The 14,758-nt window shown below is 42.0% G+C and carries 13 protein-coding genes; 2 read left to right on the forward strand and 11 right to left on the reverse strand.

Translation table 11 applies throughout. The annotated features are described in order from the left end of the window. Positions 1–12 precede the first annotated feature (12 nt). Entirely contained in the window at positions 13–666 is a 654-nt protein-coding gene (locus D1151_RS09595) for a TrkA family potassium uptake protein (protein WP_161908759.1), read from the forward strand. On the opposite strand, the gene D1151_RS09600 is transcribed toward D1151_RS09595, so the two are convergent. The 9 genes from D1151_RS09600 to D1151_RS09640 form a co-directional block, all read right to left on the reverse strand. Then, entirely contained in the window at positions 647–2,686 is a 2,040-nt protein-coding gene (locus D1151_RS09600) for a sigma-54-dependent Fis family transcriptional regulator (RefSeq protein ID WP_161908760.1), read from the reverse strand. The genes D1151_RS09595 and D1151_RS09600 overlap by 20 nt on opposite strands. 118 nt (positions 2,687–2,804) lie before the next feature. Next, positions 2,805–4,217: a Na+/H+ antiporter NhaC gene (gene nhaC / locus D1151_RS09605; RefSeq protein WP_161908761.1), complete on the reverse strand. Its 1,413-nt coding sequence runs from the start codon at positions 4,215–4,217 to the stop codon at positions 2,805–2,807. A 13-nt stretch (positions 4,218–4,230) separates the two neighbouring features. After that, positions 4,231–4,914: an RraA family protein gene (locus D1151_RS09610; RefSeq protein WP_161908762.1), complete on the reverse strand. Its 684-nt coding sequence runs from the start codon at positions 4,912–4,914 to the stop codon at positions 4,231–4,233. Between the two features lie 15 nt (positions 4,915–4,929). Beyond that, positions 4,930–5,658, reverse strand: coding sequence for a creatininase family protein (locus D1151_RS09615; protein WP_161908763.1), 729 nt, complete (start codon positions 5,656–5,658; stop codon positions 4,930–4,932). A gap of 12 nt (positions 5,659–5,670) precedes the next feature. Next, positions 5,671–6,465 carry a carbon-nitrogen hydrolase family protein gene (locus D1151_RS09620; RefSeq protein ID WP_161908764.1) on the reverse strand — a complete coding sequence of 265 codons (795 nt, stop codon included), beginning with the start codon at positions 6,463–6,465 and terminating at the stop codon, positions 5,671–5,673. A 323-nt stretch (positions 6,466–6,788) separates the two neighbouring features. Further along, positions 6,789–8,456: a M20/M25/M40 family metallo-hydrolase gene (locus D1151_RS09625; RefSeq protein ID WP_243151195.1), complete on the reverse strand. Its 1,668-nt coding sequence runs from the start codon at positions 8,454–8,456 to the stop codon at positions 6,789–6,791. Positions 8,457–8,475: 19 nt separating this feature from the next. Next, a complete protein-coding gene (locus D1151_RS09630) occupies positions 8,476–9,351 on the reverse strand; it encodes a dimethylarginine dimethylaminohydrolase family protein (protein ID WP_161908765.1) in 876 nt (291 codons plus the stop codon). Between the two features lie 99 nt (positions 9,352–9,450). After that, positions 9,451–10,626 carry an amidohydrolase gene (locus D1151_RS09635; RefSeq protein WP_161908766.1) on the reverse strand — a complete coding sequence of 392 codons (1,176 nt, stop codon included), beginning with the start codon at positions 10,624–10,626 and terminating at the stop codon, positions 9,451–9,453. 29 nt (positions 10,627–10,655) lie between these two features. Beyond that, positions 10,656–12,053 carry a YfcC family protein gene (locus D1151_RS09640; RefSeq protein ID WP_160200970.1) on the reverse strand — a complete coding sequence of 466 codons (1,398 nt, stop codon included), beginning with the start codon at positions 12,051–12,053 and terminating at the stop codon, positions 10,656–10,658. Positions 12,054–12,300: 247 nt separating this feature from the next. Here D1151_RS09640 and D1151_RS09645 point away from each other — a divergent pair, with 247 nt between their 5' ends. After that, positions 12,301–12,951, forward strand: a complete 651-nt coding sequence (locus tag D1151_RS09645; RefSeq protein WP_160200971.1) for a GntR family transcriptional regulator — start codon at positions 12,301–12,303, stop codon at positions 12,949–12,951. Between the two features lie 265 nt (positions 12,952–13,216). Here D1151_RS09645 and rlmH read toward each other — a convergent pair whose 3' ends face one another. Both rlmH and D1151_RS09655 read right to left on the reverse strand, forming a co-directional pair. After that, positions 13,217–13,696, reverse strand: a complete 480-nt coding sequence (gene rlmH, locus D1151_RS09650; RefSeq protein WP_161908767.1) for a 23S rRNA (pseudouridine(1915)-N(3))-methyltransferase RlmH — start codon at positions 13,694–13,696, stop codon at positions 13,217–13,219. Between the two features lie 3 nt (positions 13,697–13,699). Next, the gene (locus tag D1151_RS09655; protein ID WP_161908768.1) at positions 13,700–14,509 is read right to left on the reverse strand and encodes an MBL fold metallo-hydrolase; all 810 of its coding nucleotides are present in this window, start codon (positions 14,507–14,509) and stop codon (positions 13,700–13,702) included. Between the last annotated feature and the right edge of the window lie 249 nt (positions 14,510–14,758).

The following is a 14,758-nucleotide window of genomic DNA, read 5'->3' on the forward strand; positions in this document are numbered from 1 at the left end:
AGGAGACAACTCATGCGTTCTATTTTAATTATTGGACTGGGCAGATTCGGTCGTCATCTGTCCATGCGTCTTTCTGAACTGGGAAATGAACTTCTGGTAATCGATCAAGACGAGCGGTGTGTCAACGAAATTGCACCCTTTGTCACTGCTGCCCAAATCGGTGACTGCACAGATGAATCAGTGATCAAAAGCCTCGGTGCAAGCGAATTTGATCTTTCCTTCGTCTGCATCAGCAACAATCTGGAAACTTCTTTGATTATCACCATGATGCTGAAAGAACAGGGCGCAAAAAAGGTGATTGCCAAAGTCAATCAGGATCTTCATGCTAAATTTCTTCTTTCCAACGGCGCCGATGCCGTCATCTATCCCGAACGTGACATGGCGCTGCGCACTGCGATGAAATACAGCGCCGCCAGTGCCTTTGACTACCTGGAACTTTCTTCTGATTACGGTATTTTTGAAATTGCGCCGCCAAAGTCCTGGATTGGACACAGTCTTAAAGAACTGGAGATACGAAAAAAATACCGACTCAATGTCATCGCTTATAAAGAAAACGATGTCATCAAGGCGGTAGATTCCCAAGATTTTATTTTTAGGGAAACCATGCACCTGCTCATTGCCGGAGAAAAGAAAAGTTTTCAGCGGTTTATCGGGAAAAATGTGTGACAGAGTTTTTTCGCAAAACACGCAGTCCTTCTCCGGTAATCTTCGTCCCCAGTCTGCCCTGATGTACCTGTACCAGTCCCTGTTCCGCAAGTGTTTTTATGATAAAACGTACTTCCTGCTCTGCCATACGCGTCCCATTCGTGAGAAGGAATTCTCTTACATTCTTTCGTCCTGCTGGCTGTCCTTTTTCGTTTATCTTTTCAACCGCAACCAAAACCCGTCTTTCGGTTTCACTTAAATGGAAGGCTGGCACTTCTTTCATTTTAAAATTTCTGATTCCCTGCGGTATGTCAAGGACTGAAATTCTCTCATCTGACAACTGATACATATATTCAATACAATTATGCAGCTCTCTAACGTTCCCCGGCCAGTGGTAAGCGGTCAAATATTTCAAAATCTTTGGCGCCAGCTTCTTTTCTTCGCCAAATTCTGCGAGAAAAGCTGTTGCCAGAATCGCAACATCCTCTTTTCGCTCTCTTAACGGCGGGAGCATCAAAGGTAGTACGTTGATTCTGTAATACAAATCCTCCCGAAATTGTCCCTCTTCAACCAGTTGCAAAAGATTTTTATTGGTCGCGGCTATGACTCTCACATCAATTTTAATAACCTCCACTCCGCCAATACGCATGATTTCTCTTTCCATCAGTACACGAAGTAATTTAGCCTGCAGTACATAAGGAAGTTCGCCGATTTCATCAAGAAAAATAGTTCCCTTATCCGCCAATTCAAAAAGCCCCAGCTTTCCCCCCTTTTTTGCACCTGTAAAAGCGCCCTCCTCATATCCAAATAGCTCCGACTCGAGCAAAGACGGCGCTAATGCTGAACAGTTTACCGCAATAAAAGGCGCGTCTTTTCTGTCAGACTCATTATGGATCACTTGTGCAAAAACTTCTTTTCCTGTACCGCTTTCTCCTGTAATCAAAACCGTACTTGAGCTTCTTGCCATTTTTACTGCTGTTTTCTTAGCCGTTTTGATAGCAGAACTGTTCCCCAGAATATCACTCATATTATACTTTGTAATATGGCCTTTAGGAATCAGCTTGGAGCGGAGTTTATTTCTCTCGTTCTCCATCTCCATATATTTTTGTCCCAAAATTACAACGCCAGCCAAGATACCTTCACTGCTGTAGATACCATATTTATTGATCACATAGCTAACGTGATTGATAGTAACCATCTCATTTGTCACAGACTTTTTCCCTGATAAAATGTCCCGAATATGTATCTCAGGAAAAACTTCTCTGATATTTCGGCCTAAAACTTCCTCTTTTTTCAAGGAAAAACTTCTCTCGCTGGCCTCATTATATTCAGAAATATAGCCCGCCAGATCTACAGCGACAATGCTGTCATTGGTAAACTTCAAAATCGTCTGCAGCTGCTGCTGAATATCACCGGAATCTGTAAGCATCTGATTGATTCCATAATCAGTATAAGCCAATTTTCTCTTGTAATGCTCAAGAATTTTGTATAAATGTACACCGGGCAACTTCAGCATCGCGCCTATATCTGCAATTGTAGACAGATCCATAACGCGATCCCCGATATCGATAATCTCCTGGATGAAAGACGGAATCCTCTCTGTCTTACCTGCAATGACTGCGGTTTTTATATTGCTGAATTCTTCCTCGTAGCGAGAATATGTATTATAGGGAATCAACTTTAGATTTTTAATCCCCAGCTCGTAAAGTTTTGACACACATTCCACTGCAATTTCATGAAAATTACTGACAAAGAGGATTTCCTTCTCGTTATTGATTCCTCTCAATTTGTCAAGTCCCTCTCTGGTAAACGTCCGCCGCATGACAATGGTTTCCACCTGATTCTTATTCAGCTGTTTAATATGATCATAGAGAATATTTGAAGACGTCACTATCAAATCACCATCAAAGTCAAAATTCCCAGGGTTATTCTCAATATAATAATTTTCAACTATTATACTATTACCAAAGATATCTTTCAGATACTCGCAATAATATTCACTGATTCCTTTATATAACGCCACTACCATAAGTCGTTTCATTTCCATTTCACCTCCTGGCATTTTGCCCCATCCTCATTTTAATTCATTATACAATAAAACATAAAACACCGCAAAAGAAGATGATTTCTTTTGCGGTATCGAAAAACTATTGTAAATATTATGCGTCCTTCTCCTGCAGTTCTTCTGTCTCCTTAAAGATGGCAATCCCTGTGCAGGCATAAAATACTGCGATTAGAGGACAGAGAATTGCAAGAAACGCGTAAGGGACATATTCGAGTACTTCTACACCCAGTACTCCTGATACAAAAATCCCTGTGGTAGACCATGGAATCAGGAAGGTAAAGATCGTACCTCCATCCTCCAGTGTACGCGACAGCACTCTCTTTTGTACACCTTGTTTTGTATAAGCATTTTTCATCACTTGACCCGGCAGTAAAATTGCAATATACTGGCTGGCAGTCAGAACCGTTGTTACAAGACAGGTTGCTAACGTTGTCAGCACCAGAGATCTTGGACTGCGTATAAACATTTCCATTTTCTGCAGCATTACTGACAGAACGCCCATTTTCTGCAGCATCTCTCCAAGTCCCAGGGCAAGAAGCGCCAGAGAAACCGTACTCATCATTCCCATTACACCGCCTCTGTTCAGCAGTCTGTCTACATCTGAATTTCCGCTGTCAATAGAAAAACCATTGCCAAGGGCGTTGAGAATCTCCTGATAATCGTAATGTCCTCCCTGGAAAATAAATGCGGCAATGGTTCCAGCAATAGCGCTCAGAAGTAAGGCGATCAGCGGCGGCATTTTTAAAAGAGCTAATACAATCGTCAGAAGTGGCACAATCAAAAGAATTGGACTGATTGTAAAATGCGCCTCTAATGTTCCGTTAATTGCATCAATTACCGATGTATCCATCGCATTTCCATCAATGCTAAAACCGATTATAGTATAACCCACAGCAGTAAGAATCATCGCCGGAACAGTCGTATAAAGCATAGAATTAATATGACGGAAAATATCCGTTCCTGCCACTGCCGGTGATAAGTTCGTCGTGTCTGAAAACGGTGACATTTTATCACCGAAAATGGCGCCGGAGACTACCATACCCGCTGTCAGCCCTGGATTAATATTAAGTCCTAAGCCAATTCCCATAAATGCAACACCTAAAGTCGCAATTGCCGAGTAAGAACTCCCCACAAAGAAAGAGATTATACAGCAAATAAAGAAGCCAACAACCAGAAATACTTTTGGTGAAAGAATTTCTAATCCATAATAAATGATAGTCGGCACAATTCCCGAAATAATCCACGAACCTATTACAGTCCCCACCGTCATCAAGATGAGGGCTACCAACACTGCACTTTTACAGCCTTCAACAAAAAATTCCTGCAGATCTGTTTTATTAAAACCGCTAATCAACGCGATAATGCCAATAGCAATAATCGCCAAAATAAATACTACGTGGGTCGAAATTTTCAATACAACAAATCCGCCTATTAGAACTGCAGCAAGCGCCAGCATCGCTGCCGTAGCTATTCCCATCGAAACTTTTTTCTCTTTAACATGTTCCATCGAATTACCTCCTTTACTCAAGATAAATCACGTCTGGCATCTTTTCAATTTTTCTTTCAAAAGACATGATTTCTGTCAATGGTAAATTATTTGCAAATCCTGCCTGGTCAATTTTGTTGTATTCCTCATACATTTCTGCAATTTCTATCAGTTTTTCTGCAAAATCATAAGGAACTACTACAATTCCGTCACTGTTACCTAAAATCAAATCTCCCGGGCAGACAACGCAGCCTCCGCAGCACACAGGAACATTTACATCCCCTTTAAAGCCGAAAATTTTCGTTGTCAGGTTGGATTGTCCTTTGGAAAATACCGGAAAATCTTTTTCCTTGATTTCCTTTGAATCTGTATTCGGTCCATCTACTACGACTGCTTGTAACCCAAAGCGCTTTGCAGTCAGCGTAGTCATCTCGCCCCAGCATGCATGGCGCTTTTCGCCCTGCATATCAATTACCAGAACATCTCCGGGTTCCGAATAAGTCATCGCCTTATATACCATGGTCGAATCCGTTGCCGGAATGCGCGCTGTTATAGCGCTTCCCACAACGTATGTATCCTTACTCTTATCCAAGAGCGTGATATCATTATTCATGAAGCCAAATTCCAGTGCATGCCCCAACTCACTGGGGCTAATCTGCCTGAAACGTTCTATCAGTGCATTAGGAAGTCGTCTTACTTTTGTATTGATAATGTTCATTTTTATCGCCTCCTATTATTTATAATAATCTTCCAGAAACTCTATAATTCTATCTACACTTCGCAATACAATCTCCTTGCCCTTTTCTGCAGTTCCCTTTGTCGCGTCACCCAAAGTTCCGGTGTCTGTGTATTGGTCAAATTTGATATACTGTTTGAACTCTGGGAATTTATCCTCAAACAGTTCCAGCGTACACACCGATTCCTCTTCGTGAACCAGTTCCGGGGTCAGGTATTTCAAAACTGAAGTCCCCGCTTCGCTGGCGTGACCGTGCGCCATCACGCCTGTATAATCACAAACACCTTCACAATGAGGCTGTATAAAACGCCACCAGTCCATAGATGCACAGCGAATCTGATATTTATCTTCCAGTTCCCAGCCCAGCTGAGTTATCATGAACACATTGCTCACGTGGGTATTGAGGAAGAAAATCTTCTTAAATCCCCAGCGAATCAGACTCAAGCACACATCTTCCAGATATCCTTTAAAATGCTCCGGCTTAATCACCATTGTCCCTGGAAAAGCCGGCGTCAGTAAGGATAAAGAATCTCCCATCTCTATAGTCGGCGTTACCAGAAGATTCAATCTATCAGCTACCATATCAGCAATCCGATCCGCCACGATTGCATCTCCTCCCATCGGCAGATGCGGTCCATAAACCTCAATGGCGCCTGTCGGAATAATAACTGGCTTCTCCCTGTCCAGTTGCTCAAATTGCTTCCAGCTCAGATTTCTCAATCTCATTGCAGCTTCCTCCTATTTCACATCATATAATTCTGGTCTTCGGTTGTGATAAGTCGGCACTTGCTGCCTTACTTTCTTCTGATAGTCCATATCCAGCATGCCATACATAATTCCTTCCTGGTCCGATGCTTTAGATACAATCAGTCCACATGGGTCTGCAATGCAGCTTCTTCCAAAAAAATGACTGTTGTACTGGTTCAATGCAACAACATACATCAAATTATTCAGCGCCGCCGACTGCACCAAAATGTCCCACTGATCATGGCGCGGCGTGTAAAACGCAGATGGAACAAAGAGCACATCAATATCTTTCAACGCCAGTGTCCTCAGATAATCTGCAAAACGGAGTTCGTAACAGATTGCTATGCCCACCTTGCCAAAATCAAATTCAAAGATTCCGATCTCATCCCCTGCATCCACGGTATCGGATTCTTTTGAAGAAAACGCATCAAACAAATGAGTTTTACTGTAATCTCCAATCAGCTGCCCTTCTCTGTTGATGCAAAGACATGCGTTCAGAAGTTTATCCCCCTTAATCAGCGGATAGCTCCCTGTAATGATATTTACATGATGCTTCTTTGCACATTTTGAAAATTCCTGAAAGAATTCTGAATCCAGGACTTCTCCAATCCAGGCTCTGTTCTCCTTTGTCGGATTTGAATAATAAAGCTCAGGAAGACAAATCACATCAAGTTTGTTATACCGTCTCACGCCCTCTTCAATCAAGTTCAGTGCACGCATCAAATTATCATGTTTGTCATCGGTCATGCCTACCTGCACACCCATTACACCAATTTCATGTTTCATAAAATCCTCCATATTTAGTTTGTTCCAGACTGTTTTGCAAAGTACTTTACAGACGTCTATAAATAAGAGCAAAAAATATGCCAAGATTTAACTTTAGAAAAGACGTTGAAATTACAGCGATTACAAGTTATAGCATCTGTATACCGTTTTATATTTTTATTTAAACTGTATCCATTTTATATAAAATGTTGAAATTCCAATATTTTATATGTATCCTTTTATGGATTTCTATGAAAATTCCCAATTAACTTCATCCCACAAAAAAACTGCCGCATTATCAACCATTTCCTATAATGCAGGCAGTTCCTTCTCGTATTTTTATATTATCCCAGCAGTATCTTCACTGCATAATCCAAAATGCGCGGCGTGCGCTCATACAAATCCTCTTTGTATACTCTCTCCGTCAGTTTATGAAAATCCTTTCCCCACGGACCGATGTTGATTCCTGCCATGGAAATAGCTTTAATCTGCTCAAAAGGAATATCATAGTACGCACCAAAGAGCGGCATAGCACCTGCCACCGATTCCCTCTGGGCTGTCGGATCGTCAATATTGATGTAGCTCAGATCGCAGATTCCAGTGTAGAAATACTCTTTATCGTAAATTTGTCCATACTCTTCTTGTGTATATGTGGATAACTTTTCGCTCAGCCCCGATGCTTCCTCTGCAATCCCATCAAAATACACATTGGACACGTTTGGATAATACGGCGGAAGTAAACCGTACACAACTCTGGGAGAAATATCCTCAATATAGTCGTAGATTTTCTCAATGAGCTGAAAGTTGCCTTCAATCATATTGATGCGTCCTTCCGCAAGATCCCGTAAGATCCGCTCTCTTTCCATTTTGTAAGCCTCTTCAAAGACTGTTCCGTGCTGGGCTTTTGCCTCTTCATAAAGTTCTCCAAAACCTACAGTCTTCACCTTCCAAGGCAGCTTCTTTACTGGCTGCCCCGTAGCATCTAAAAACTTCTCATAATTCTCGTTAAGCCGCTCAATTACTGTCAGAAATCCGTCTTCACAGACCTTCTTTACCTTGCCTAAAAGCTCCGCAGGCGTTTGCTTTAAAGTCAGAACGCTAAAACAACCTTGTGCAGACAGCGGCATAGAGACATCATAACGATCTTTACTATCCTTTTGATATAGCCAGGTTGGCGGCGGCGCCGCTTCTCCGTCTACTACATCAGCAAAGTCCATGTTAACTTCCGTTTTCGCCACAATTTCCGACAAAACGGATACCGGATTGAGACCCTCAAAGACTTTTCCTGCATGAGATAAAAATCCTCTCACATAGACAAATGGCATCATTTTTCCCACTGTTCCCTCAGAAAAAACACCTTTGGAAAAATCTTTTCTCTGATGGGGCTCGCTGTTGATCATCATCAGATATTCAAGTCCCTGCTTTTCCTTTAGTTCTGCCAAAAGCCGCACCGCAGCCCGCATGCCGGCAGAAAGGTTTTCCTCATCGGGGACGCCAAGAACGATGACATTTCCCTCAAAATCTGCAAGTTTGCTGTATTCCTCTAAAAGTGCGTACTGGATAGCGCCTCCCGCTTTCATATCACAGCCGCCTCTGCAGAATACAAAGCTGCCCGCTTCCAAATCTGCCAACGCATCTTCCGGCAGCATATCTTTATGATCTGCAAGGGCTGCCGCAAGTTCATCAGGTGAAAAAGCCAGCGGCTTGAGCAATTTATAATCTTCGATATCCACAATGTCGTAATGATGTACCATGGCAACAGTTTTATTCCCTTTTCCCCGTACCATAGCCCAGCATACATGCCTGCCCAGCGGGTCATTTTCTACAGGATAAAGTCCCCAATTGTCAGGATGTTCTTTGAAATATGGGATTTCTCCAAAATGCGCAGTGAAAAATTCCTCTACCAGCCGCTCGCCAGAGGTATTAGTAAAACTTTCAATTTTTACATATTCATATAGAATTTCTTTGATCTTTTCGCCCAGCAGCGCAAAATCCAAATTGTGATTTTTCATGAATATTACCTCGAAGTCCCTATTTTCTGCACACCGGGCAGGTCAGACAGGTCGGTCCGCCGGTACCACGGTAGGACATTTCTTTTCCTTCGTAAGTGTAAACCGTTACACCCGCGTCTTCGATTTTTTTCTGAATCTCCGGACAGCCTGCGATTAAAACGCATTTTCCAGGTTCCAGCGCCAGCAGGTTGGTTCCCAGATAATCGTATTCTTCATCATTGCATTCGATCAGCTGTATGCCCTTTTCGATGAGATATTCTCTAAAGAATACCGGCATGTACTTGGAATAAACAACGGCTTTATCTGTGTCCACAAAACTGATAATGCTCATCAGGTGGAGACACGCCTCTTCGCCGTCACCGTGGGGCATTGGAATCACAATATATTCATCGATAAAATCCTTTGTGAGTTCTTTGAACTGGCGAATGCCTTCATCATTAGTTCTATACCCCCTGCCGATCGCTACAGTCTTTTCATCAATCCAAAGGACATCGCCGCCTTCCATTTTTCCCGGCGCCTTAATGTATCCTAAAGTCGGCACCCCATGCTCTGTTAAAAAAGCTTCTGTCGCAAGGCGCTCCTTATTTCTAAGTTCTTTTCCCATCGGAAAGTAAATTGCGCCTTTTTTCGTGACTTTGAGGGAGTCATGGGTGTAGATAGAGTCAAGTCCGGTTCTCTCGTCATAAGGAAGATAATAAACATTTTCGACATTGTCTTTGATGATCTTTTCAAAGACCTCGTACTCCTTAAGCACCTTCTCATAGTCTGGACACCCGAAATACTTGAATTTTTCCCAATTCTCGTTGAGGTTTTCCTGACTCACAAAAGCCGCTTCCGGCCGTTTAATTAAAATTGTGTCAATTTTTTTGACCATACTCTGACATCCGTAATTCATAATTTCCTCCATTAACATAAATTATTTTAAAAAGGGAATGTATTTTCACACATTCCCTAATTATCACATAAAACTATGATCTTTTCAAATTTTTAAGAGTTAATATCCTCTGTACGCCTTGTGATCTGCTTTGAGCTTCGCGAGCAACTCCTTATCGGTATAAAGCTTTGCCGCTAAAGTCAGCAGATAATTCGCTGAATTTTTGATCGCCTGATGGGTTCCCGGGCAAGTCATTTCATCTGCAAATTCCTTGGTATGGGGATCGTAATTCTTACCAATTCCCATAACCGGATGAAATGCCGGACAGCGATAATCGACATTGCCGATATCTGAGGAACCTGTCATGGCAGAGGATCCTTTTACAAAGTCTATATCCAGATCGGTAAAGCAGTCTTCCATAATCTTCTTACCAATTTCACTGATATGCAGTTCATGGAACGGCGCACCGACCAGAAACATCTCAGCTTCCGTCCGAGTCGCAAGAGCCGCCGCTTTTGCGCAGTCTCTGACCCACGCTGTAATATCATTAAGGTCTTCCCTTCTTGGCGCTCTGGTTATAAATTCAATTTCCACCTCATCGGGAACGATATTAGAAGCAACACCGCCTTGCTTAATGAAGCCATGCAATCTAGCTTCCTCTATGACATGTTGTCTCATCATATCGACTGCGTCCATAAACAGTCGTGCCGCATTGAGGGCATTTCTTCCCTTTTCCGGTGCTGCTGCCGCATGAGCTGGCGCGCCGTGCCACTTGAAGCCCAGACCATCTAAGGCAATAAATTTAACCTCTGCCGTATTAAAGCCGCCCATGTGAACCATGGCTGCAAAATCATATCCATCGAAAACACCCTCATCCGCCATATAGCATTTATCACCGTTGACTTCTTCATCAGGTGTTCCGATAATATCTACGCCGAAATCCAGCTGATCCTTTACCTGATTCAGCGCCAAAGCCGCAAGAAGGCTCGCACTGCCGCTGGCGCAGTGACCGCAGGCATGACCTAAACCCCGCAGAGCGTCATATTCTGCTAAAAGCACCATTCTGCTTTCCTTTTCAGGATTGATAATCCCTTTAAAGGCTGTATCTAATCCAGCAAAAGGATACTCCACCTGAATTCCGTATTTTCTCAGCAATTCTACCATTTTGCGAGAACTATTATACTCTTCCGACCCAGTTTCCGGATTTTCTGCCATATAGTCATTGACTGCAATAACTTCTTTCTCAAAGATGCGCACCTGCGCAAGCAGCAAATCTCTAAACTCTTTTTCCTGCATTTTAGAAAATCCTTTCTTTTCCCGTTATTTTAACTATAGTTCATCAGAACTGCGATTACAATAAAGATAATCTGTAATACGAAGAACACTGCAAAAATCGGCAGGAAGAATCTATACCATTTGCCCATAGGAATTTTTGCAATACCACACATAATTGTACAGGACGCTGTCGGCCATAACAGATTGGAGAATCCATCACCAAACTGATAAGCAAGCACTGCAATCTGTCTGTTTAGATCAGACAGGTCTGCCAGCGGAATCATAATCGGCATAATTGCTGCCGCCTGACCGCTGCCCGATGGGATAAAGAAATTCAGGACATTCTGCACAATCAGCATTGCAATACCTGTTCCCCACGCTGGAAGTCCATCCATCATGCTGTTCATACCGTGAATTACAGTATCAATAATCACTCCGTTCTGCATGATAACCAGAATTGCTCTTGACATACCTACTACGACCATTGCAACTGTCATTTCTGACAACGATGTAATCAAATCTGCGCAGATACCCTCTGCTCTTTTGCCTCCGATGATAGAAGAAATGATACCGGAAATGATAAATACAGCGCTCATTTCATTGATATACCAGCCCAGTTCTAAAGAGCCATATACAATGGTTGCGACTGTAACAACCATACCAAGCATAATAATTTTGTGTTTGCCTGTAAACTTCATGGTTTCATCACGTTCAACCTGGAAAGCAGAGTAATCCATGCCGTAAAGCAGACTCTTCGTTGGGTCCTTCTTAATTTTTAGAGCATATCTCATCACCAGCGCCACAGCAACCAGATAGAATACCACAAAGATGAGCCATCTGTATCCTAAGCCGGAGAACATCTTCAGCTGCCCAAACGTCTGTGCAATACCGATGGTAAACGGATTTGTCGTTGCAGAGGCAAAGCCGACTGCCACTGCCATACCTGACATGCACATTCCCACGATTGCATCATAACCCAGCGCAATGGCAAGCGCCACGAAAATCGGAATCAGCCCATATACAGTCTCAAATTCGCCATAAGTAGATCCCGCTAATGCAAAAACCAACATAACGATAGGAACAAATAATTTGCTGTCCTTTGCCCTGCCGTTAAGAAGCGTGTTAATCATCGCTGTAAAAGCACCAGTCTGCATGACAGAATATACCCAGAAATATCCGAATAAAATCAGGAAGATAATCTGTGCACCGTTGATAAAGCCTTCCTGAATTGCTACGAACAGTTTGAACGGATTGACTGGGCTCTGATCAACATAAGCAAAACTTCCCCCATCTACAACGTTATAGCCCGTTGCCTCATCCAGCACATACTCATACTGACCTGCTGGTACAATGTAGGTTAAGATAGTTACCACTACAATGATGGAAAACAGCATTAATGTACTGCTCGGAAATTGAAATTTCTTCTTCTTGTCATTTAATGTCGGCATTTCATAAACCTCTCTTTCTTTCTATAAATAAAATAATTGCGCTCGGCAGATTATATTCGATATAAATTATAAAATATATTATATTTTCTACCGAGATGAGTATATTATATATAAAACTTTTTCTTCTGTCAATAGGTCATATCTGATTTTTCAGATAAATTCGCGTTTCTTGTCGAATTCTATTGACGAAAGATTCCAGCCGTTATATATTATATATAAGCGTTAGAATTTTGAGAGGAAACCATACATGGAAAGATTTAAAACATTAAAAGACCACGTCTATGACTATATCGCCGAGCAAATACGTGATGGCGCCCTTCTCCCCGATAAACGTGTCAACGAGAATGTGATCTGTGAAGAACTGAATATCAGCCGTACACCTGTCCGCGAAGCCTTAATTCAGCTAGCCGCTGAAGGCGTGCTGGAAAACCGCGCCCGCAAAGGTTTTGTCATCAAAGCGATGAGTCACACCGACATCAAGGAAATTTATGCAGTCATCGGAGTCCTCGATGGCTACGCAGCAAAATTATCCTGTGACAATTTAACAGAACAGGATTATGCCGATATGGCTTTTTATATAGACGCAATGGAGCTTGCTATCAACTCTGGCAATTACGAGATGTATTACAAACAGCAAACCACCTTCCACCAGCTATATATCAATAAATGCGGCAACAATACCCTAATCGATACAATTGCTAAAACAAAGAACAAACTATTGAAAAAAACCTATATCGATGACAACGATCAGACCCTGAAAGAAGTGTTTGCAAAGACTAATAATGAACATCGTAAAATTCTGGAATTGTTCAAAGCAAAAGACACGGAAACTTTGTTCCACTATATTGCCGACACTCACTGGATGCCGGACTACGCAACCTATGATATGATTGTATAAGCATTATAACTAAAAAAGATGTCACGTTGGCGTAAAATTGCCTGCCTGACATCTTTTAGTTTGTAGAAAACCGCAAAAAAAAAAATGTCAATTCAATCCTTGACATTTCTTCTCTTATCCAAGAATAAACAGGGAAAAAACCTCGCAATGTAAACTATAAACCACCATACAGAAAAAACTTCTCCGTATTAAATTTTTCCCTGTTCATTTTGAACTATTTTTATTATAATCCTTTTTCCGCAAAAGTAAATACCTATGAGTGAAATTATTTATGATAAGTTTCATTCCTCATAATTTTAAAACTTCTATACACCTGTTCCAGCAGAATCACCCGCATCATCTGGTGCGGAAAAGTCATCTCAGAAAAGGAAAGTTTAAAATCAGCTCTCCTGCTTACTTCATCGGAAAGTCCCAAACTGCCGCCAATAACAAAGGCGATATTACTGTCGCCGGAAAGGCCCAGTTTTTCTATCTTTTCCGCTAATTTTTCAGAGGAAAGCATTTTCCCTTTGACTTCCAATGTAATCACATACATGTTTTCCTTAATCCGCCTCAGGATTTCCTTCCCTTCGGCGTCCTTTACAGCCAGCTCCTCGGCAGCACCAGCTTTATCAGGAAGTCTGGACTCCTTTAACTCCAGGATTTCCAGACTGCAATAGCTGCGAAGCCTTTTGCTGTACTCCTCTACAGCCTGACTCCAGTATTTTTCTTTTAATTTACCAATACAGATAACCGTAATGTTCATATACTATATTTCCATCTCTTTTCCAATCTCGTCTCTTTTGGCAATATCTAACATCAAATCTTTGTCTATGTAAAAATCCTCTTCAAATAAAATGTTGCGAATGGTTAGATATGCCTGTCCCGGCGTATTATTTTCCTTGCTTAAATGCGCCAGCACCACCTGCGGTATTTTTGCGCAGCCCTTTTCTTTCCGTGCCCGCAGCATTTCGCAAAGGCATTGCCCTGCCGCCTCGTTGGAAAGATGTCCTTCATCACCCAAAATTCTTCGTTTCAAATAATATGGATATGCCCCCATCTTCAGAATATTCACCTCATGATTGGCTTCCAAAACCAGCAGGTCTGCTTTCTCAATATGTAAGAAAATTTCCTCGGAAATGTATCCAGTATCAGTCACAATGGTCAGCTGTCTTCCCTGGTGAATCAACGAATAACCAAAAGGCTCTGCCGCATCATGGGAAAGCCGAAAAGGAACTACGGTAATATCTCCAATCTGGAAACGCTCTGCAGCTCCAACTGCCCTTGCTCTGTCACCATCAATCTTATCCATAACCTCTGCCAACGTGCCCGCGGAGCCGCAGACTCTGGCATTGACCGCTTTCTTACTTAGCATTTTCAGACTCCTGACATGGTCCGTATGCTCATGGGTTACCAAAATTGCGTCTACTTCCTCCGCCTTTAAATTGAGCAAAGAAAGCCCCTCGAAAATTCGCTTGCCGGTAATCCCCACATCTATTAAAATTGTCGTATTTTCACTTCTTGCCAGATAGCAGTTGCCGGAACTGCCGCTGGCAAAGGAATAAAACTGAAACGCCATCTCTTACCTCGTCCATATAAAAATCACAAAACTTATTTTATCATGTTTTTGCGGATAGCGCCATATCTAATTCCTGCACTAGCACCATTGCCAGTACAGTGGCTTAACCTAAAATAGGTCTTTTTGAAAAAAATGTATAAGCGAATTCGCAAATCTTAACCCAGAAATCGAAATAATAGAAAATATGTATAAAAAGATAGGAGCAGTAAGCTTGAGCACGCATGATTCCTTGATTTTTGTCCTCAAATC

This window comes from Emergencia sp. 1XD21-10, assembly GCF_009936045.1.
Lineage (GTDB): Bacteria > Bacillota > Clostridia > Peptostreptococcales > Anaerovoracaceae > Senimuribacter > Senimuribacter intestinalis.

What these genes read in the sequence shown, in the direction of transcription:
- rlmH (WP_161908767.1), bottom strand. Translation starts at nt 13,696, where the DNA reads ATGAACATTACGGTTATCTGTATTGGTAAATTAAAAGAAAAATACTGG.
- D1151_RS09635 (WP_161908766.1), bottom strand. Translation starts at nt 10,626, where the DNA reads ATGCAGGAAAAAGAGTTTAGAGATTTGCTGCTTGCGCAGGTGCGCATC.
- D1151_RS09615 (WP_161908763.1), bottom strand. Translation starts at nt 5,658, where the DNA reads ATGAGATTGAGAAATCTGAGCTGGAAGCAATTTGAGCAACTGGACAGG.
- D1151_RS09610 (WP_161908762.1), bottom strand. Translation starts at nt 4,914, where the DNA reads ATGAACATTATCAATACAAAAGTAAGACGACTTCCTAATGCACTGATA.
- D1151_RS09640 (WP_160200970.1), bottom strand. Translation starts at nt 12,053, where the DNA reads ATGCCGACATTAAATGACAAGAAGAAGAAATTTCAATTTCCGAGCAGT.
- D1151_RS09645 (WP_160200971.1), top strand. Translation starts at nt 12,301, where the DNA reads ATGGAAAGATTTAAAACATTAAAAGACCACGTCTATGACTATATCGCC.
- D1151_RS09620 (WP_161908764.1), bottom strand. Translation starts at nt 6,465, where the DNA reads ATGAAACATGAAATTGGTGTAATGGGTGTGCAGGTAGGCATGACCGAT.
- D1151_RS09625 (WP_243151195.1), bottom strand. Translation starts at nt 8,456, where the DNA reads ATGAAAAATCACAATTTGGATTTTGCGCTGCTGGGCGAAAAGATCAAA.
- D1151_RS09655 (WP_161908768.1), bottom strand. Translation starts at nt 14,509, where the DNA reads ATGGCGTTTCAGTTTTATTCCTTTGCCAGCGGCAGTTCCGGCAACTGC.
- D1151_RS09600 (WP_161908760.1), bottom strand. Translation starts at nt 2,686, where the DNA reads ATGAAACGACTTATGGTAGTGGCGTTATATAAAGGAATCAGTGAATAT.
- D1151_RS09630 (WP_161908765.1), bottom strand. Translation starts at nt 9,351, where the DNA reads ATGAATTACGGATGTCAGAGTATGGTCAAAAAAATTGACACAATTTTA.
- D1151_RS09595 (WP_161908759.1), top strand. Translation starts at nt 13, where the DNA reads ATGCGTTCTATTTTAATTATTGGACTGGGCAGATTCGGTCGTCATCTG.
- nhaC (WP_161908761.1), bottom strand. Translation starts at nt 4,217, where the DNA reads ATGGAACATGTTAAAGAGAAAAAAGTTTCGATGGGAATAGCTACGGCA.